This is a genomic window from Pseudomonas sp. M20 (assembly GCF_045037865.1).
GTDB lineage: Bacteria > Pseudomonadota > Gammaproteobacteria > Pseudomonadales > Pseudomonadaceae > Aquipseudomonas.
In genome coordinates this window covers 5,186,761-5,207,200 of the sequence record NZ_CP173611.1, presented here as the reverse complement: position 1 = coordinate 5,207,200, position 20,440 = coordinate 5,186,761, and the positions used below count along the sequence as shown (strand labels likewise).

Sequence of the window (20,440 nt, the reverse complement as noted above, 5' to 3'; positions counted from 1 at the left end):
CACTTGCTTGGTGCTTTTGCTTCTAGCAACGCGGTCTGACTGCGCTAAAAGGGAGCAAAAACCGCGTGTTTCTCGGAATATCCGACTAGGTGCAACTAATTCTCGCGAAACTGGTTGCACCTTTTTTACTTTGTTGCATAGCATTCGCGCCCTAGGTGCAACCGGGATAACCCGGTGTATCGGCTGGTGGCTTTCCTGGGGAAACATCAGTCCTAAATGCGCGGGATCCCGAATCGTCTGCCAAACGTCGTTGTTTGCGCGCGGTTCATCACCGCTGCTACATAAAAACAAAGCCAGGGCGTAACTTAATGAGCGTAAGCAATCCAACACTGATCACGTTCGTGATCTACATCGCAGCAATGGTGCTGATCGGCTTCATGGCCTATCGCTCCACCAATAACCTTTCTGACTATATTCTTGGCGGCCGTAGCCTGGGCAGCGTCGTGACGGCTCTGTCTGCCGGTGCTTCCGACATGAGCGGGTGGTTGTTGATGGGCCTGCCGGGCGCCATCTACATGTCCGGTCTGTCCGAAAGCTGGATCGCCATCGGCCTGATCGTCGGTGCCTACCTGAACTGGCTGTTCGTTGCCGGCCGTCTGCGCGTGCAGACCGAGCACAACGGCGATGCTCTGACCCTGCCGGACTACTTCTCCAGCCGTTTCGAAGACAAAAGCGGTTTGCTGCGCATTATTTCGGCAATCGTGATTCTGGTGTTCTTCACCATTTACTGCGCTTCCGGCATCGTCGCTGGCGCCCGTCTGTTTGAAAGCACCTTCGGCATGTCCTACGAGACTGCGCTGTGGGCCGGTGCTGCGGCGACGATTGCCTACACCTTCGTCGGCGGTTTCCTCGCCGTGAGCTGGACCGACACCGTACAAGCCACGCTGATGATTTTTGCGCTGATCCTTACGCCGATCATTGTTCTGCTGGCCACCGGCGGCGTCGACACCACGTTCCTGGCCATCGAAGCGCAAGATCCAAGCAACTTCGACATGCTTAAAGGCACCACTTTTATCGGCATTATCTCGCTGATGGGCTGGGGTCTGGGCTACTTCGGTCAGCCGCACATCCTCGCGCGTTTCATGGCCGCGGATTCGGTGAAATCGATCGCCAAGGCGCGTCGCATTTCCATGACCTGGATGATCCTGTGCCTGGGCGGCACCGTGGCCGTGGGCTTCTTCGGCATCGCCTACTTCTCGGCACACCCGGAAGTGGCCGGTCCCGTGACCGAGAACCACGAGCGTGTGTTCATCGAACTGGCCAAGATCCTCTTCAACCCTTGGATTGCCGGTGTTTTGCTGTCGGCCATTCTGGCTGCGGTGATGAGCACCCTGAGCTGCCAGTTGCTGGTGTGCTCAAGCGCCCTGACCGAAGACTTCTACAAAACCTTCCTGCGTAAATCCGCCTCCCAGGTTGAACTGGTCTGGGTCGGCCGCGCCATGGTGCTGTTGGTTGCACTGATCGCGATCGCCTTGGCCGCCAACCCGGAAAACCGCGTACTGGGCCTGGTGTCCTACGCTTGGGCCGGCTTTGGTGCTGCGTTCGGTCCGGTTGTACTGATCTCGGTGATCTGGAAAGGTATGACCCGCGACGGCGCACTGGCCGGTATTCTGGTCGGCGCGATCACCGTGGTGGTCTGGAAGCATTTCGAACTGCTGGGTCTTTACGAAATCATCCCGGGCTTCATCTTCGCAAGCATCGCCATCTACATCGTCAGCAAGCTCGGCGCGCCGACCACTGGCATGGTGCAGCGCTTTGAAGCGGCAGAAAAAGATTTCAATCTGAACAAGTGATTGTTCTGAGCTGAGGCTCACCCGAAAACGGCCCGTTTCCTACAGGAGGCAGGCCGTTTTTTTGTGCCTGCGATTTCTCGAATACTGTGGAGATCCAATGTGGGAGCGAGCCTGCTCGCGAATGCGATTGATCACTCAATGAGTGTGTCGACTGACATGCCGCCTTCGCGAACAGGCTCGCTCCCACAGGGTTCAGGGGTGGTTTTGGAGGATTTGTCTGTAGTTGAAGGCGCCGCTTTTTGCAGGGACTTTCAGCAATGAAAGTAGGGGAAATCTGATTTTCCCGTCACCCATTCATCACCCCTTGCCCCTCATGCAGAATCGCCCGCCCTCACACTGCAGAGAGACATCGGATGTTCGCGCCTGCCAATCAACCGCGTTTCACGTTGACCCTCGAAGGCGCCCAGCATGACCTCAAGGTCCTTGAGTTCACGGGCAAGGAAGCCATCAGCCAACCCTTTCGTTTCGAGCTGGAACTGGTCAGTGAGCGGGCGGATCTGGATCTCGAGAGCCTGCTGCACTGTCAGGCGTTTCTGAGTCTGGATGCTCAGGGTTCCGGTATCCATGGTCAGATTTATCAGGTCGGGCAGGGCGATTCCGGGAAACGTCTGACGCGCTATCACTTAAGCCTCGTCCCGCGTCTGACCTACCTCGGGCAGCGGATCAATCAGCGGATCTTCCAGCATCTGACGGTTCCACAAATTATCGCGCGAGTGCTCAAGGATCATTCGATCCTGCGTGATGCCTTTGAATTTCGCCTCGGCAGCGATTACCCGCTGCGCGAATATTGCGTGCAGTACGCCGAGAGCGATCTGGCGTTTATTCAGCGCCTGTGTGCCGAGGTCGGCATTCATTACCACTTTCAGCACAGTCCCGAAGGTCACCTGCTGGTGTTCGGCGATGACCAGACCGTGTTTCCGCGTCTGGCTGAGCCGACGGTTTATCTGCCGGGCAGCGGCATGTCCGCTGGTGCGCCGGCGATTCAGCGTTTCAATGTTCGCGTGGAAACCCGCACCAGCGTGGTCACACGGCGTGATTACAATTTCATCAAGCCGCGACTGCAGTTGCAAAGTCGTGTCGACGCTGAGCAGCGCCCGGTGCTGGAGGACTATCGCTTCCCTGGCCAATTCAACGATCGTGAAACCGGCAAGCACCTCGCCCAGCGTGCACTTGAGCGACATGTCGCCGATTACCGTCAGGCCGAAGGCATCAGCGACGAATCCACACTGGTTTGCGGACATTTCCTGCAACTGACCGAGCATCCGCGCCACGACTGGAATGACCTGTGGCTGCTGACTGCCGTTGAGCATCATGGTCGTCAGCCGCAAGTGCTGGAGGAGTCGGTAACCAGCGATGGTGAGGGATTTCAGGGATACCGTAATACCTTTCTCGCCACGCCGTGGGACGTGTTCTTTCGCCCGGCGCTGGGGCCGGAAAAACCACGCATGCTCGGCTATCAACCGGCGGTTGTGACCGGGCCGAAAGACACCGAAATCCACTGTGACGAATACGGTCGGGTCAAGGTGCAGTTGGCTTGGGATCGCGACGGTGAATTGAACGAACACTCGAGCTGCTGGCTGCGCGTTGCCACTAACTGGGCGCACGACCGTTACGGCAGCGTGTTGATCCCGCGAGTCGGCATGGAAGTGCTGGTCGGCTTCATCGATGCCGACGCCGACAAACCTTTGGTCGTGGGCTGCCTGCCCAACGCCGCGACACCGATCCCGCTGGATCTGCCCGCGGACAAGACCCGCAGCATTTTCCGCAGCCAGAGCAGCCCCGGCGGTGGCGGCTACAACGAACTGCGCATCGAGGATAAGAAAGGCGCTGAGGAAATCTATCTGCGCGCCCAGCGTAACTGGACGCAGCATGTGTTGAACGATCAACAAGTCCAGGTCGATAACCAGCGCAGCATCGTCGTCACCGGCACCGCGCGGCATGAGTTGAAGGCTGATGAACAGCGCATCACCCACGGTCAGCGCCAGACCGAAGTGAAGCAGGACGATCATCTGAGCGTGACCGGCGACCGTCATGTTCGCGTGAGTAATCAGGCGATCAGCGCCAGTGGGCAATTCCACGTCAGCGCTGGTCAGCAAGTGGTCATCGACGGTGGCGCGAGTGCGACGATTCAGGCTGGGGGGCAATGGATCAACATCGGTCCGGGCGGCATTTTCAGCAGCGTGCCGATTGTTGTAGGTGGGGCGCCGATGGCAGCGATGAGTGCAGCGCCGGTTGTACCGGGATTGCCGGAGAAACTCGCCGCCGCGCCGGCTGCCATGCTGACCGCCGCACAAATCATGAGCTTCAAGGGTGATGCGCCATTCTGCGAAGAGTGTGAACGTTGCAAGGATGGTCTCTGTGCAGCCTGATTTTCTTTTGCCTGCCGAATGGTTGGCGCGTGAACCGTTGAAAACTTCCGAGCAGTTGTTTGCGGTTTTCAGTAATGCCAGTGAGGCAAAACCGCCTGCCGCTTGGCGAGAAACGGCGAGCCCGATCTGGGCCGAGACGATCTATGCCGAGTGGGATGCGGTGATGCCTTACGTGGGAATTGTCGCCACCGACAGTGAGTTTCTGCATTGGGTTGCAACCAACGAGTCGCAGGATTGGGGGTGGCTGGCGGTGTCTGCGGCGAGTCTTGAAGAGGTGGTGGCGCACTTTCGCAGCCTCACCCAAGTGCTGATGCCGGACGGCAAAACAGTGTTTTTTCGTTTCTGGGACGGGCGGTTTCTGTTGCCGATTCTTCAGGCGGATGAGGTGGATGCGGCACAACTGTTTCCGCTGATCATGCGTTGTTTGATCAATGGGCAGTCGCTGGAAATTGGCGGCAGGGCGCTGGTGACGGTGCGGGCATTCCCGTGGTGGCAGGTGCCGGAGTCGGTGCTGGCGCAGCAGGGTAATGACGTTCAAACGGCCAACGCGTTGCAGTGGTTGAACGAGGAATATCCGGCACTTTTCGAGGCCTTCCCCGAGGCGGTTTTGCGTTGCAAGATCAGGCGGTTTTTTCAGGTTTCAATGTCGGAAGATTCGTCACAATCGGCGTTGCTGGCGTTTTTGCTGGCAGAGTCAGAGTGAGTTTTCGGGGCGAAGGTCTCGGACGATTCCTTCGAGTTGCGGCGGTTTTCATGAACTGGTGGGCGGTGGGTTGCAGGGATAGTCTTTTCGTTGTCACTGCGAGAGTGGTGACAGGGTGTAGGAGCCCTCTACCTGTGGTGCATCAGCGCTGTTGTTTGAATTGCGGCACGTAACTTGTGTGAGCAATGTCGTCAGCGGCGGCTGTGTGCGGGACACGCTTCGGCGTGGCCGAATTCCATGGGTCGGTTTCCTACTCCCGCGCACGGCTGCCACCCAATCCCGTAGGAAGGAATGCGGCAGTTCACTTTTACACTCTATGGAAGATAGAAATGACGACAATACGAACGGCTCCACCCTACGAAAAAATCATTCCCCATCCCGACAACCGCTTCATGGCCCTGACCGGCAATTGCAGCGACATGCCCACCCTGTTCATCGACACCCACGTGCCCCTCGACATCCTCATGGACGCCGCCAACCATCGCCTGCGCGCCGTGATCCAGGTGCTGGAAAACATGTGCATGCGCGGCTCGGTCGAATGCGACTCCGTCATCCTCAGCGATTTCGCCCAGCTCTGCGTGATTCCTCTGCGTGACGGCTGCGATGTGCTCGATGTCATCGGCAGGCGCCTGCGCGCCGCGCCATAAAAGCAAAGCCCCTCACCCTAACCCTCTCCCAGAGGGAGAGGGGACTGACCGAGTTGTCTGGGTGATGTACGCCGACCTGCGACTTCAGTGGTGAATTTGGCTTGGCCAAGCCTGGATGGAGTTGTTGTTTCAGGGGGCGGACCGAGTTGTCTGGGCGATGTGCGCCGACTTCCGCGCTGATCTTCGCTTGGCCAAGCCTGAGATCCCGCTGATCTTTCAGGTCGATGTAACTCGCAAGATCACTCGGTCAGTCCCCTCTCCCTCCGGGAGAGGGCTAGGGTGAGGGCAGGCTTTTGTCCGCTCGGCTGCGAACCCCTGACTTGCCGCCCGGTAAAAGGTAAACTTTGCGCCCTTCGCAGGAGCAGCCATGAATTATCGTCACGCCTTCCATGCCGGCAATCATGCCGATGTGTTCAAACACCTGACCTTGACCCGCCTCATCGCCCTGATGTCGCGCAAGGAGCAGCCGTTTGCCTATCTCGACACGCACGCCGGCATCGGCCTGTATGACTTGCAGGGCGATCAGGCCAACCGTACCGGTGAGTACCTGGAAGGCATCGCGCGCTTGTGGGATCAGCCGGATCTGCCGGCGCTGACCGCCGACTACATGAAGGTGTTGCACGAGATGAACCCGGATGGCCAGCTGCGCTACTACCCGGGTTCGCCGGAGCTGGCGCGGCGCCTGACCCGCCCGCAGGATCGGGTGATGCTCAACGAGAAGCACCCGGAAGACGGCGTGCTGCTCAAGGACAACATGGCCGGTGATCGTCGGGTCAAAGTTCATCTCGGCGAGGGCTGGCACGTTGCACGAGCGATGCTGCCGGTGCAGGAGAAACGCGCAGTGATGTTGATTGATCCGCCGTTCGAGCAGCTCGACGAGATGCAGCGTTGCGCGGCGTCGTTGAAAGAGGCGATTGGCCGGATGCGTCAAACCGTGGCGGCGATCTGGTATCCGGTGAAGGACCAGCGTGCGCTGCGCCGTTTCTATCAGGATCTGGCTGGCACCGGTGCGCCGAAGTTGTTGCGCGTGGAATTGCTGGTGCACCCGCTGGATACGCCGAACAGCCTGAACGGCTCGGGCATGGCGATTGCCAATCCGCCGTGGGGGCTGGAGGAAGAATTGCGTGAGTTGTTGCCGTGGTTATCGAAGAAGCTTGGGCAGACTCAGGGCGGGTGGCAGATGGATTGGTTGATTGCCGAGAGCTGATCAACGGCAAGATCAAAAGATCGCAGCCTGCGGCAGCTCCTACACGGTTCGGCGGCGTCCACCAATGTGCGGACGATCACTGGTCTCCTGTAGGAGCTGCCGAAGGCTGCGATCTTTTGCTTTCAGGATTTAATTGCCTGCCAGGCTCGCTGGCATGCACACGCCGGTGCCGCCAATCCCGCAGTAACCCTCTGGATTCTTCGCCAGATACTGCTGGTGATACGCCTCGGCGAAGTACACGGTCGGCGCCTGTTCGATCTCAGTGCTGATTTCCCCCAGACCTGCCTTCGACAGCTCGGCCTGATAGGTCGCCTTGCTTTTCAGCGCCGCATCCAGATGCTCAGGCGAGGTCGCGTAGATCACCGAGCGGTACTGCGTACCGATGTCGTTGCCCTGACGCATGCCCTGTGTCGGGTTGTGCAGTTCCCAGAACATCGTCAGCAGCTCTTCGTAGCTGACTTTGGCCTTGTCATACACCACCAGCACCACTTCAGCGTGGCCGGTCAGGCCCGAGCAGACTTCTTCGTAGGTCGGATTCGGCGTGAAACCGCCGGCATAACCGACGACCGTGCTGACCACGCCTTCGCGCTGCCAGAAGCGCCGCTCGGCGCCCCAGAAGCAACCCAGACCGAAAATTGCAAAATCGACGTCCTGGAAAAACGGGCCAAGCAGCGGGGTTTCTTCGAAAACGAAGTGCTTTTCAGGCAGGGTCATCGCGGTTTCGCGGCCGGGCAGAGCTTGTTCTTTAGTCGGGAGCACGTTTTTGTTCACCAGAATTTCCGAGCGCAGAACCATGATCGTTCCTCTCAGTCAGGTTGGATGTAAAAAGTCAGACCGCCAGTGTGCCCAATGATGCCCGGTTAATCACTACCCAAAATGTGCTGGTACTCGCACAACATTGTAGGAGTGAGCCTGCTCGCGATAGCGGTGGGTCAGTCAGAGGGTTTGTTGCTGACACACCGCTATCGCGAGCAGGCTCACTCCTACAAGGGATTTGCGGTGTTTATAGGCACAACGGGCCGCGCGGGTAGCGCTTCAGCGCCTGGATCAGTTCGCCGCCCGGGATCGGCCGGTCGAACAGGTAACCCTGGCCGACGTCGCAACGGTGGCGACGCAGGAACGCCAGTTGTTCGGCGGTCTCGATGCCTTCGGCCACGACCTTGAGTTTCAGGTTGTGCGCCATGGCGATCACCGCCGAGGTGATTTCCATGTCGTCCTGGTTGTCGGGGATTTCATGGATGAAGCTGCGATCGATCTTGATGATGTCGATCGGGAATTTCTTCAAATAGCTCAGCGACGAGTAACCGGTGCCGAAGTCGTCCATGGCCAGCGTCAGCCCGAGGCGTTTGAGCTGGTCGAGTTGCAAGTGCGTGTCTTCGGTGGCTTCCAGCAGCAGGCCTTCGGTCAGCTCCAGTTCGAGCAGATAGGCCGGCAGCGCTTCTTCCTTGAGGATGTTGGCGATGGAGGCAACCAGATCCGGGTCGGAAAACTGTTTCGGCGACAGGTTGATCGCCACTTGCAGATTGCCCATCCCCGCAGCGGTCAGCGCTTTGCTCATGCGGCAGGCCTGGCGGGCGATCCACTTGCCGATCGGAATGATCAGCCCCGTCTCTTCGGCGACGCTGATGAACTGGTCCGGACGGATCATGCCGCGTTCCGGGTGGTTCCAGCGCAACAGCGCTTCCATGCCCAGCAGGCGCCCGCTGCGCAGGCACAGCTTGGGCTGGTAGAACACGTCCAGCTCGTTCTGAGTCAGAGCGCGGCGCAGGTTGTTTTCAACGAACAGTTTGTAACTGGCCTCGGCGTTCAGCGCCTCGGTAAAGACTTGCACCTGATGTTTGCCGTTGGCCTTGGCTTTGTGCAGCGCCAGACCGGCGTTACGCATCAGCGTTTGCGGGTCGCGACCGTGAAGTGGCGCGCACGCAAGGCCGACCGAGCCGGTAACGCTGATCAACTGGTTGTCAACGAACATCGGTTTATCCAGCGTCGCCAGCAACTGGTTGGCGATCTGCTGGCCGGTGGCAAGGTCGGTGTCGTCGAGCAGCACGGCAAATTCGTTACTGGCGAACCGCGCGAGGCTGCCGCTCGGGCTCAGGCTGTTGCGCAGCCGCCGGGCCAGACTGATCAGCAGCTTGTCGCCGGTCTGATGGCCGAGGCTGTCGTTGATCCGCTTGAAGTTGTCGATGTCCACCAGCAGCAGGCTGATCGGGGTATCGCTATCGCGGGCGAAGCGTTCGTCCAGATTGCGGATAAACGCCGGGCGGTTACCGAGGTTGGTCAAGTTGTCGGTGTAGGCCAGGCGCTCGATGCGCTGCTGCGCGAGCTTGGTCTGGGTGATGTCTTCGTAGATACCAATGTAATGAGTCAGCTCACGGTTATCGCCATACACCTTGGAAATCGACAACTGGCCCCAGTACGGTTCGAGGTTTTTCCGGCGACTCTTGAATTCGCCCTGCCAACTGTTGCTCTTGGCCAGCGCCGAGGGCGCGTCGAACAACAGTTCACTGAGGTTTTCCAGCGCCGGCAACTCGGACAGACGCTGGCCGTGGACCTCTTCGGTGGTGTACTGGGTGATCGCGGTAAAACTTGGATTGACGTACTCGACCACGCCGTCGCAATTGACCAGCAAAAAGGCGTTGGCGCTTTGCTCGACCGCACGCTGAAACAAGTGCAGGGCGCTGGTGGCGGTGCGGCGATTGTGGTTGTTGATAACTTGTGCGAACTGGTCGGCCAGCTCGCCGGCAAAAGCGATTTCGTCGGACTGCCAGGCGCGAGTGACGCCAGTCTGTTCCAGGCACAGCACGCCGACCACTTGGCCATCGACGCGAATGCTCGCATCAAGCATGGCGTTGACATCGCGCGGGCGCAGGGCTTCGGCCATCTCCCGGGTGCGTGGGTCGCGCATCGCGTTGTGTGCATCGATGGCGCGGCTGCCGTGCAGGGCGTCCATGTAATCCGGGAAGCTGCTGATGTCGATCACGTCCGGGAGGATGTACTCCTGGGTCGCGCGGTGGTACGCGGAGATCGGCACCAGTTGCTGGCCTTCGAGGTTCCACAGGCTGGCGCAGTCGATTTCATAGATATCACAGGCGCAGCGGGTGATCAGTTCGGCGGCTTCCTGCAATGAGTTGTGCGTGCTGTAGCGCTGACGGGCGAGTAGCAGAATCAAGTCTTGCTGGGCGCGCACCCGTTCCAGGTGCTGCAACTGTTCCTGCTGGGCGCGTTGATTGAGTTCAAGGGCGATTTGCAGGCGTGAATTCTGCGTTTCGAGGTCAACGGAGGGTGGCAGCGGTACTTCATCGAAAACGTGATCGACCGCCAGCAGGTAGCCGCGCAGCAGATGTCGATTGTGTTGTTTGTAGGCTTCGCCCAGCTCAAGGATGTTCAGCGCACCAGCAGCCGTGTGCAGGGTGTATCGCACCAGATAATGCGGGCTGGCGGTCAGCTGTTGCTGGATCGCATCGTGCAGCTGATAACGCGCTTCCGGTTCCATCAGGCTGGCGTAGGGTGAGCCGACCAACGCGCAAAGTTCGACAGCCGGCTGACCGAACTGGCGTTCGCAGTTGGGATCGAGAAACAGCATGGCCCAACTGGCTTCATTCAAGCGCTCGAAACGCAGCATGCCGAGCCGCGAGGGCACAGGCAACTGCGTCACTACCTCGGCCGCCATACGGCTGGCGGCATCGGGTTGGCTCTTCATGAAGGGAACTCGCTTGGAAATATGCTGAACGCGCCGGGCTCGCGCCCTCTTTACTGTTGCCTGCGGCAAGGTTGCATCATTGCGGCACCGACTGACAAGAGAGATGAAGGCCAAGTGCTATAAGAATATGTCGGCTGCGCTGAACATTTCTCCAGCATGTCATTGAAAAGAGCAAAAGATCGCCGCCTTCGTCAATGTCTACGGGGGAATGCGCCCTCTGTAGGAGTTGTCGAAGGCTGCGATTTTTAAGGCTTAACGCAGTTTTATGGCGACCGACTGCAACTGTTTGCCATCGCGGTCGTGGTAATTGACCTGAATCTGCCCGCCCTCTACCACCATGTGAGCGAAATTGTCTTCGCTGACCACCGTGCTGGTCAGCTCATGTCGATAATCGCCGGCCGCCGTACGCACCAGTGGCTGATCGAGAATGAACGTGGACGCTTTGGCATATGGCAGCAGTTTGCTGTTGCACAGCGGCGAGGACACCACGGTGTGGACTTCGAAGTCCGGGTCTTCGCTGTGACTGAGGCGAGCAGTCAGTGAGCCATGCACGTCCCCCGAAATGAACACGACATTCTTGATTCGCCGGGTGCGGATGGTTTCCAGCAAGCGCAAGCGTTGTTCGGGGAAGGCTTTCCAGGCGTCATCGCCGTGAAGTTTTCGATCCGGATAGAACATCACGCTGGTGACCACGAACTTGACCCGCGCCGTGCTGTTGCTCAGCCATTTGAGCAGCGCCTGTTCCTGTGCCTCGTCGAGGATGCGTCGATCATCGGCGGACAAGTTGCGGCGGGTGCGACTGTCAGTGACAAACCATTCGATATCGCCGTCGCTGAATTGATACCAGTAATGCTCAAGTGATGAGTGATCTATTTCACCGTTAGTTGTCAGCGGATGTACCGGGCTGTGACTGGCCTGATACAGTTCATAAGCCGCCATTGCATTGCGGTATAAGTCGGCGTCGGACTTGCTCGCATTGGCGGGCCAGTTGTCTTCGATTTCGTGATCATCGAGAATCATGTAAGTCGAAGTGCCGGACATCAAACGTTTGATATTCGGTTGGGAAAACGCAGCGCGGTATTTACTGAGGATGTCTTTGTATTCGCGGTCCGGTGCGATCAAGTTCAAGTCATCCACATAAATTTGATCGCCAGTCATCAATACCGCACTGATCGGTGGCTGAATGCCTTCGATGATCTGATTGATGGATGCAAAGATCCGGTCGCCCAATTGTGGCAGGGAGGCGATGCCGGCGGTCATGCGCAGGTATCGGCAGGAGCCGATGATATACGCTCTGGCCTGCAGGGGCTTGCTGGACCGGGTGCGCAGGCGATAGATCTCGCGCGGCCATTGCAGCGGCAGTTCGGCGACGCTGTCCGGCGTGTGCACCGGATTCATCGGACTGAACCAGCCGGCCTGATATTCATATTCGGTATCTTCGCTCAAGTTATTGAGGGCGAAAACTTTCGACATGTCACGCAGCTCACTCAGCTGCGCGAAGTTGCCGGTAGACCATTGTTCTGTGCCGGATGGGCGGTAACGTATTCCGGCAAATACCAATGCATTGTTCTGTCGATCGCCACGCATGAATATGCGTGCATGACGAGTTGTAACGTGGCCGACAATCGGGCCGATAGTTGGTTTTAACATGTCGAATCCATTCGAATGAATTTGAATAAATAGGAAGGTTTTTTAAGTTTGCTTAGTTGTTTTTGCTGTGCCTAGGTTAGTTGTGTATCGAATAAAAAAGATCGGGGCCAAGTCGACCAGGGTTGTGGCCGAAATCAGCACGGCTTGTGGGAAAAAGACGAGAAGAGAGTTTTTTCAGGCAAAAAAAAGCCCCGCCAAACTGACGGGGTTGAGGTACGAGCGTGTGGCGCTCGAAAGGGTGCAGCAATCGGCCCTCCGTTGCCGGAGGGCCGATCGAGTTACAGCAGGATCGTGCGGATGTCCGCCAGCAGGCTGCCCAGACGCTGGGTGAAGCGTGCGGCAGCGGCGCCGTTGATCACACGGTGATCGTAGGACAGCGACAGCGGCAGCATCAGTTTCGGCTGGAAGGCTTTGCCGTCCCAGACTGGCTGGATGGTTGCCTTGGAAACACCGAGGATCGCCACTTCCGGCGCGTTGACGATCGGCGTGAAGCCGGTGCCGCCAATGTGGCCGAGGCTGGAAATGGTGAAGCAGGCGCCTTGCATGTCGTCAGCGGTAAGCTTCTTGTCGCGGGCCTTGGCGGCCAGCGCAGCGGCTTCGGCTGCCAGTTGCAGCAGGCTCTTCTGGTCGACGTTCTTGATGACCGGTACCAGCAGGCCATCCGGGGTGTCGACGGCGAAGCCGATGTTCACGTATTTCTTGCGGATGATCGCCTTGCCGCTTGGTGCCAGCGAACTGTTGAAGTCCGGCAGTTCCTTGAGCATGTGCGCGCAGGACTTGAGCAGCAGCGGCAGGATGGTCAGCTTGACGCCAGCCTTCTCTGCAACGGCTTTCTGCGCGACGCGGAACGCTTCCAGCTCGGTGATATCGGCCGAATCGAACTGAGTCACGTGCGGGATGTTCAGCCAGCTGCGGTGCAGGCTCGACGCGCCGATCTGCATCAGGCGAGTCATCGGCACTTCTTCGATTTCGCCGAAACGGCTGAAGTCGACGACCGGAATCGGCGGGATGCCCGCGCCACCGGTTGCGCCAGCAGCAGCGGCCGGTGCTTCCTTGGCCTTCTGCATCATCGCTTTGACGTAAACCTGCACGTCTTCTTTCAAGATACGACCGTGCGGGCCGCTGGCGCCGACAGCGTTGAGCTCGACGCCGAACTCGCGGGCCAGTTGACGCACGGCAGGGCCGGCGTGAACTTTCGCGCCCGGTTTCGCTGGCGTAGCAGCCGGTGCGGCGGCTGGAGCGGCAGCAGGTGCAGCGGCAGCCGGAGCAGCAGCGGCAGGTGCCGGAGCGCTCGGAGCAGCAGCTGGAGCCGGGGCAGCAGCAGGGGCTGCGCCTTTGACTTTCAGCTTCAGAATCAGGTCGCCGGTACCGACTTCGTCATCCAGCTTGATGGAAACGCTTTCCACCACGCCAGCGGCAGGCGATGGAATTTCCATGCTCGCCTTGTCGGATTCCAGGGTGATCAGCGACTGGTCGGCTTCAACGCTGTCGCCAGCCTTGACCAACACTTCGATGATCTTGGCTTTGCCAGCCGAACCGATGTCCGGAACGTGGATGTCCTGAACGCTGTCGGCAACCGGAGCTGCTGGCGCGGCTGCCGGAGCAGGCGCAGCGGCAGCGGCAGCGGCCGGAGCAGCAGCCTGAGCCGGAGCGGCAGCCGCAGGGGCCGCAGCACCCGCCACTTCCAGATCCAGAATCAGGTCGCCAGTGCCGACTTCGTCGTTGAGCTTGACGCTGATGGCCTTGACCACGCCAGCGGCAGGCGACGGGATTTCCATGCTCGCCTTGTCGGATTCCAGGGTGATCAGCGATTGATCAGCCTCGACTTTGTCGCCGACCTTGACCTGGATCTCGATGATCTGCGCCTTGCCCGACGAACCGATGTCCGGCACGTGCACTTGCTGAACCGAAGCGGCAGCAGGGGCAGCAGTTGGCGCGGCAGCAGCTGGCGCGGCAGCCGGTTTGGCCTCCGCTTTTGCAGCTGGCGCAGCAGCCGGAGCAGGGGCCGCTTCAGCGGCGCCCTCGACTTCCAGCTCAAGCAGTTCGTCGCCTTCTTTCAGACGGTCGCCCAGCTTTACTTTCAGGCTCTTGATGACGCCGGCTTTCGGGGCCGGCACTTCCATGCTGGCCTTGTCCGATTCCAGGGTCAGGATGCTCTGGTCGGCTTCGATACGGTCGCCGACCTTCACAAACAGTTCAATTACTTCACCTTCACCGCTGCCGATGTCAGGTACGCGAATGAGTTCGCTCACAAAATGTCTCCTCAGCAGTCCAGTGGGTTGCGTTTTTCCGGGTCGATGCCGAACTTGACGATGGCCTCAGCCACGACTTTAGGTTCGATATCACCGCGGTCAGCCAGTGCTTCCAGGGCTGCCAACACCACGAAATGACGGTCAACTTCGAAGAAATGACGCAGTTTCTTGCGGCTGTCGCTGCGGCCGAAACCGTCGGTGCCGAGGACTTTGAATTCCTTGGACGGTACCCACTGACGGATCTGCTCGGCGAACAGCTTCATGTAGTCGGTAGAGGCGATGACCGGACCCTTACGGCCGTTCAGGCACTCTTCGACGTAGCTCAGCTTAGGCTTTTGGCCCGGCTTCAGACGGTTGCTGCGCTCGACAGCGAGGCCGTCGCGACGCAGTTCGTTGAAGCTGGTAACGCTCCACACGTCAGCGCCGACGTTGAACTCTTCACGCAGAATCTTCGCCGCTTCACGGACTTCACGCAGGATGGTGCCGGAGCCCATCAGCTGGACGTGGTGCGCCGCATCGCGAGTGTCTTCTTCGAGCAGGTACATGCCTTTCTTGATGCCTTCTTCGGCACCGGCCGGCATGGCTGGCTGCTGGTACGACTCGTTCATCACGGTGATGTAGTAGAAGATGTCCTGTTGCTCTTCGGTCATCTTCTTCATGCCGTCCTGAATGATCACCGCCAGCTCGTAGCCGTAGGTTGGATCGTAGGTGCGGCAGTTCGGGATGGTTGCAGCCAACAGGTGGCTGTGACCGTCTTCGTGTTGCAGGCCTTCACCGTTCAGGGTGGTCCGGCCGGCGGTGCCGCCGATCAGGAAGCCACGGGTACGGCTGTCGCCGGCAGCCCAGGCCAGGTCGCCAATACGCTGGAAGCCGAACATCGAGTAGAAGATGTAGAACGGCAGCATCGGCTGGTTGTGGCTGGAGTACGAAGTACCGGCAGCGATGAACGAGCTCATGGCGCCTGCTTCGTTGATGCCTTCTTCAAGGATCTGACCTTTCTGGTCTTCCTTGTAGAACATCACCTGGTCTTTATCGACTGGCTCGTAGAGCTGGCCGACGGACGAGTAGATACCGAGCTGACGGAACATACCTTCCATACCGAAGGTACGGGCTTCGTCCGGGATGATCGGAACGATGCGCGGGCCGATTTCCTTGTCCTTGACCAGTTGCGCGAGGATCCGCACGAAAGCCATGGTGGTGGAAATTTCACGGTCGCCGGAACCGTCAAGGATGGCCTTGAGGGTGTCCAGGTCCGGCGTCGGCACGCTGAAGCTTTGTGCGCGGCGCTGAGGCACGAAACCGCCCAGTGCAGTGCGACGCTCGCTGAGGTAGCGGGCTTCGGCGCTGTTTGGCTCTGGCTTGAAGAACGGCAGGTTCTCCAGCTCTTCGTCCTTGACCGGGATGTCGAAACGATCGCGGAACAACTTCAGGCTGTCGACGTCGACTTTCTTGGTGTTGTGCGCAGTGTTTTTCGCTTCGCCGGCACCGGTGCCATAACCCTTGATGGTCTTGGCGAGGATGACGGTTGGTTGTTCTTTGTGGTTGACCGCTTCGTGGTAAGCCGCATAGACCTTGTACGGGTCGTGGCCGCCACGGTTGAGTTTCCAGATCTCGTCGTCGGACAGATCAGCAACCATCGCCTTGAGTTCTGGCGTGTTGAAGAAGTGTTCACGGACGAACGCGCCGTCTTTGGCTTTGTAGTTCTGGTACTCGCCGTCGATGACTTCGTCCATGCGACGTTGCAGGATACCGTCGACGTCTTTGGCCAGCAGTGGGTCCCAGAAACGGCCCCAGATGACTTTGGTCACGTTCCACTGAGCACCGCGGAACACGCCTTCGAGTTCCTGGATGATCTTGCCGTTGCCGCGAACCGGGCCGTCGAGGCGCTGCAGGTTGCAGTTGATGACGAAGATCAGGTTGTCCAGCTTCTCGCGGCCGGCCAGGGAGATTGCGCCCAGGGATTCCGGCTCGTCGCACTCGCCGTCGCCCAGGAAGCACCAGACTTTCTGTTTGCCCGGCTGGATGAAGCCGCGGTGTTCCAGGTACTTCATGAAACGTGCCTGGTAGATCGCTTGAATCGGACCCAGACCCATCGATACGGTCGGGAACTGCCAGAAGTCAGGCATCAGCCAAGGGTGCGGATAGGACGACAGGCCCTGACCGTCGACTTCCTGGCGGAAGTTGTTCATCTGGTCTTCGGTGATGCGGCCTTCCATGAACGCACGGGCGTAAACGCCTGGCGAGGTGTGGCCCTGGAAGTAGATCAGGTCGCCGCCGTGTTCGTCGGTCGGGGCCTGGAAGAAGTAGTTGAAGCCGATGTCATACAGGGTCGCACTGGAAGCGAAGCTGGAGATGTGACCACCCAGGTCAGAATCTTTCAGGTTCGTACGCATTACCATGGCCATCGCGTTCCAGCGCACCAGCGAGCGAATGCGGCGTTCCATGAACAGGTCGCCAGGCATGCGTGCTTCGTGGGTTACCGGGATGGTGTTGCGGTAAGGCGTGGTGATGGCGTAAGGGAGCTGCGAGCCACTGCGGGTCGCGAGTTCGCCCATACGGGTCATCAGATAGTGAGCACGGTCTTCGCCTTCTTTGTCGAGAACCGATTCCAGGGCGTCCAGCCATTCCTGGGTTTCGACGGGATCGAGGTCTTGCATGGCTTGCTCCAGGGCGGAAAGGCTTCCAGAATCGGTTGCCTGAGTTTGCGACTGGCCTTGTGGGCAGACGATTTAAAATTCTTGGATTGCCGATAGGTTGTTCCGGCGGCGTGTAGTTTTACTACAAATCTTCCGGCATTTCAGCCTTTCGAATGTATAGACGAGTAGTAAAACTACAGAAGAATGGCTTGTGGCCTCCGGCTGCGTTGTGAGAATAATCGTTAAGGTTGGTCTTTTGCCATCCGAAAAAGGTGAAACTTTGATGTTCGCTGCCAAAGAGAAAGAAATTTCAGCTATTTCTAACTTTTGTTCGACAGTCCTCCGGGTAGCGGGTTTTCACCAATCACTACAAGCGGCCATTTACACGCCGATCAAGGATAGACCATGACCCTGCCCGTGCTTGCCGAACTGCCCGCCATTCTCCTGCCGTTGGTCACTCGATCCGAGCAGTCGTTCCGTACGGCCGTCGCCACGCTGGAGGACGATCACGGCTTCGCGAGCTGGACGCCAGAGCGCTGGGCGCAGTTCGCCCGCGTCACCGCTGCCAGCGAATTCGTCATTGAACAGAGCGTTCGTGACCCTTTGATGTTGCTTGCGCTGGTGCAGTCTGGCGAACTCGACCGGGCTTTCGCGCCGGGTGAATTGTGTGCGCAGATTGCCGCCGCGGTGAACGCTGCCCAGACTGAAGATGAACTCGGTCGCGCCCTGCGTCGTCAGCGCGCTCGCCATCAAGTGCGGATCATCTGGCGCGATCTCACCCGTCAGGCAGATCTGGTGCAAACCTGCCGCGATCTCTCGGACATGGCGGACGCCAGCATCGACCAGGCTTATCAATGGTTGTACAGCCGCCATTGCGAACAGTTCGGTACGCCGACCGGCCGCCGCAGCGGTGAGCCGCAGCAAATGGTCATCCTCGGCATGGGCAAGCTCGGCGCCGTCGAGTTGAACCTGTCTTCGGATATCGATCTGATCTTCGCCTACCCCGAGGGCGGTGAAACGGTGGGCGTGAAGCGCTCGCTGGATAATCAGGAATTTTTCATTCGCCTCGGCCAGCGCCTGATCAAGGCGCTGGATCCGATGACCGTTGACGGCTTTGTATTTCGCGTCGACATGCGCCTGCGTCCGTACGGTTCGTCCGGCGCACTGGTGCTGAGCTTCAACGCGTTGGAGCAGTATTACCAGGATCAGGGCCGTGACTGGGAACGCTACGCGATGATCAAGGCGCGGGTGGTCGCTGGCGATCAGGTCGCGGGCGCGCAGTTGCTCGACATGCTGCGGCCGTTCGTTTATCGGCGTTATCTGGACTTCTCGGCAATCGAAGCGCTGCGCACCATGAAGCAGCTGATCCAGCAGGAAGTGCGGCGCAAGGGCATGGCCGACAACATCAAGCTGGGCTCCGGCGGGATTCGTGAGGTCGAGTTTATTGCTCAGGCCTTTCAGCTGATCCACGGTGGCCGCGACTTGAGCCTGCAGCAGCGTCCTCTATTAAAGGTATTGAGCACGCTGGAGGGGCAGGGCTATCTGCCGCCGGCAGTGATCAGCGAGTTGCGCGAGGGCTACGAGTTTCTGCGCTACACCGAACACGCGATTCAGGCGATTGCCGACCGCCAGACCCAGATGCTGCCGGATGGCGCACAGGATCAGGCGCGCATTGCCTTCATGCTCGGTTTCGCCGACTGGGACGCCTTCCACGAAAAACTGATGTTCTGGCGTGGCCGCGTCGCCTGGCACTTCGCCCAGGTGATTGCCGATCCCGACGAGGAAGAAGGCACCGAGAGCGAAGTGATGGTCGGCGGTGAATGGCTGCCGCTGTGGGAAGAGGCGCAGGACGAAGAGGCGGCGTGCCGGCAGTTGGAGGAGGGCGGTTTTGCCGATGCCAGCAAAGCTCTGAAGGCGCTGGCCGGATTGCGCAGCAGTCCGCAGTTGCGCGCGATGCAGCGGCTGGGGCGTGAGCGTCTTGATGCGTTTATTCCGCGCCTGTTGGCGCAGGCCGTCGAGCATGCCAATCCGGATCTGGTGCTTGAGCGGGTGTTGCCGCTGGTCGAAGCGGTCGCTCGGCGTTCGGCTTATCTGGTCTTGCTGACGGAAAACCCCGGTGCGCTGCGACGCTTGCTGACGCTGTGCGCGGCGAGCCCGTGGATCGCAGAGCAGATCACGCGCTTCCCGCTGCTGATGGATGAATTGCTTAACGAAGGGCGTTTGTTCAAACCGCCCTTGGCGCCGGAACTGGCGGCTGAATTGCGCGAGCGGCTGACGCGGATTCCCGAAGATGACCTCGAACAACAAATGGAAGCCTTGCGCCATTTCAAACTGGCGCACCGCTTGCGCGTCGCCGCCTCGGAAATTGCCGGCAGCCTGCCGCTGATGAAAGTCAGCGATTACCTGACCTGGCTGGCCGAGGCGATTCTCGAGCAAGTGCTGGCCCTGGCCTGGCGCCAGACTGTGGCCAAGTACGGCACGCCACTGCGTACCGACGGCACCTTGTGCGATCCCGGTTTCATCATTGTCGGTTATGGCAAAGTCGGCGGCCTGGAACTGGGGCATGGTTCGGATCTGGATCTGGTGTTTATCCATGACGGCGATCCGCAGGCTGAAACCGACGGACCGAAGTCGATCGATGGCGCGCAGTTCTTCACGCGGCTCGGACAACGGATCATTCACCTGCTAACGGCGCAGACCAACTCCGGTCAGCTCTATGAAGTGGACATGCGTCTGCGGCCATCCGGGGCCTCGGGGCTGTTGGTCAGCTCGCTGGGTGCGTTTGCCCGCTATCAGGAAAATGAAGCCTGGACGTGGGAACATCAGGCCTTGGTGCGTGCGCGAGTGCTGGTCGGCAGTCAGGATGTCGGTCACGCGTTCGAGAAGGTTCGCGCCCAGGTGCTGGGCAAGGCACGTGATCTGGCGAAGTTGCAACAGGAAGTCAGCGAGATGCGCGCGAAGATGCGCGATAACCTCGGCACCAAGAGCACCGCAGCTGGTACGGCAGCAAATGCCTTCGATGCCACTGCGCCGTTCGACCTCAAGCAGGACGCCGGTGGTATCGTCGATATTGAATTTATGGTGCAATACGCGGCTCTGGCGTGGTCGCAAAGCCACCCGCCACTGCTGCGCTGGACCGATAACATCCGCATTCTGGAAGAGCTGGAGCACGAAGGGCTGATGCCTGCCGAAGATGCCAGCCTGCTGCGCGAGGCCTATAAAGCCTACCGCTCCGCCGCCCACCGGCAGGCCTTGCAGAAGGACGCCGGGGTGATTGCAGGAGACCAGTTTGTTGAAGAGCGGCGACAGGTTTTGCGGATATGGAAAGAGATGGGGCTAAGCTGATAGCGCGCCGATGAAGGCAATGAGATTCAAAAGGTGGGAGCGAGCCTGCTCGCGATAGCGGAGTGACAGTCGACAGTCATGTTGAAGGTAATGACCCATCGCCAGCAATGCCGCTCCCACAGTGATTATCGAGGCGGG

Annotated in this window: 11 protein-coding genes; 6 read left to right on the top strand and 5 right to left on the bottom strand. The window is 59.2% G+C overall.

The window, feature by feature from the left end:
- The first annotated feature begins 308 nt into the window (after positions 1 to 308).
- The 5 genes from putP (at position 309) to ACI514_RS23015 (ending at position 6,719) form a co-directional block, all read left to right on the top strand.
- On the top strand, positions 309 to 1,793 hold the full coding sequence (gene putP, locus ACI514_RS23035) for a sodium/proline symporter PutP (RefSeq protein ID WP_405122445.1): 1,485 nt from the start codon (positions 309 to 311) through the stop codon (positions 1,791 to 1,793).
- Positions 1,794 to 2,146: 353 nt separating this feature from the next.
- On the top strand, positions 2,147 to 4,162 hold the full coding sequence (locus tag ACI514_RS23030) for a type VI secretion system tip protein VgrG (RefSeq protein ID WP_405122444.1): 2,016 nt from the start codon (positions 2,147 to 2,149) through the stop codon (positions 4,160 to 4,162).
- Positions 4,152 to 4,865, top strand: a complete 714-nt coding sequence (locus ACI514_RS23025; protein WP_405122443.1) for a DUF4123 domain-containing protein — start codon at positions 4,152 to 4,154, stop codon at positions 4,863 to 4,865. Before ACI514_RS23030 ends, ACI514_RS23025 begins: the two co-directional genes overlap by 11 nt.
- 329 nt (positions 4,866 to 5,194) lie before the next feature.
- Positions 5,195 to 5,512: a hypothetical protein gene (locus ACI514_RS23020; protein WP_160055208.1), complete on the top strand. Its 318-nt coding sequence runs from the start codon at positions 5,195 to 5,197 to the stop codon at positions 5,510 to 5,512.
- Between the two features lie 367 nt (positions 5,513 to 5,879).
- The gene (locus tag ACI514_RS23015; RefSeq protein WP_007915674.1) at positions 5,880 to 6,719 is read left to right on the top strand and encodes a 23S rRNA (adenine(2030)-N(6))-methyltransferase RlmJ; all 840 of its coding nucleotides are present in this window, start codon (positions 5,880 to 5,882) and stop codon (positions 6,717 to 6,719) included.
- A 129-nt stretch (positions 6,720 to 6,848) separates the two neighbouring features.
- Here the strand turns inward: ACI514_RS23015 and msrA are convergent, their stop codons facing one another.
- The 5 genes from msrA to aceE all read right to left on the bottom strand — a co-directional run bounded on the left by msrA (position 6,849) and on the right by aceE (position 16,978).
- Positions 6,849 to 7,514: a peptide-methionine (S)-S-oxide reductase MsrA gene (gene msrA / locus ACI514_RS23010; protein WP_160055211.1), complete on the bottom strand. Its 666-nt coding sequence runs from the start codon at positions 7,512 to 7,514 to the stop codon at positions 6,849 to 6,851.
- A 208-nt stretch (positions 7,515 to 7,722) separates the two neighbouring features.
- Positions 7,723 to 10,419 carry a putative bifunctional diguanylate cyclase/phosphodiesterase gene (locus ACI514_RS23005; protein WP_405122442.1) on the bottom strand — a complete coding sequence of 899 codons (2,697 nt, stop codon included), beginning with the start codon at positions 10,417 to 10,419 and terminating at the stop codon, positions 7,723 to 7,725.
- Positions 10,420 to 10,671: 252 nt separating this feature from the next.
- Positions 10,672 to 12,069 carry an alkaline phosphatase D family protein gene (locus ACI514_RS23000; protein WP_405122441.1) on the bottom strand — a complete coding sequence of 466 codons (1,398 nt, stop codon included), beginning with the start codon at positions 12,067 to 12,069 and terminating at the stop codon, positions 10,672 to 10,674.
- A 278-nt stretch (positions 12,070 to 12,347) separates the two neighbouring features.
- Positions 12,348 to 14,321, bottom strand: coding sequence for a dihydrolipoyllysine-residue acetyltransferase (gene aceF, locus ACI514_RS22995; protein ID WP_405122440.1), 1,974 nt, complete (start codon positions 14,319 to 14,321; stop codon positions 12,348 to 12,350).
- 11 nt (positions 14,322 to 14,332) lie between these two features.
- The gene (gene aceE, locus ACI514_RS22990) at positions 14,333 to 16,978 is read right to left on the bottom strand and encodes a pyruvate dehydrogenase (acetyl-transferring), homodimeric type (RefSeq protein WP_007915682.1); all 2,646 of its coding nucleotides are present in this window, start codon (positions 16,976 to 16,978) and stop codon (positions 14,333 to 14,335) included.
- Positions 16,979 to 17,362: 384 nt separating this feature from the next.
- Between aceE and glnE the strand changes: the two genes are divergently transcribed.
- The gene (gene glnE, locus ACI514_RS22985) at positions 17,363 to 20,302 is read left to right on the top strand and encodes a bifunctional [glutamate--ammonia ligase]-adenylyl-L-tyrosine phosphorylase/[glutamate--ammonia-ligase] adenylyltransferase (RefSeq protein ID WP_405122439.1); all 2,940 of its coding nucleotides are present in this window, start codon (positions 17,363 to 17,365) and stop codon (positions 20,300 to 20,302) included.
- Positions 20,303 to 20,440 lie beyond the last annotated feature (138 nt).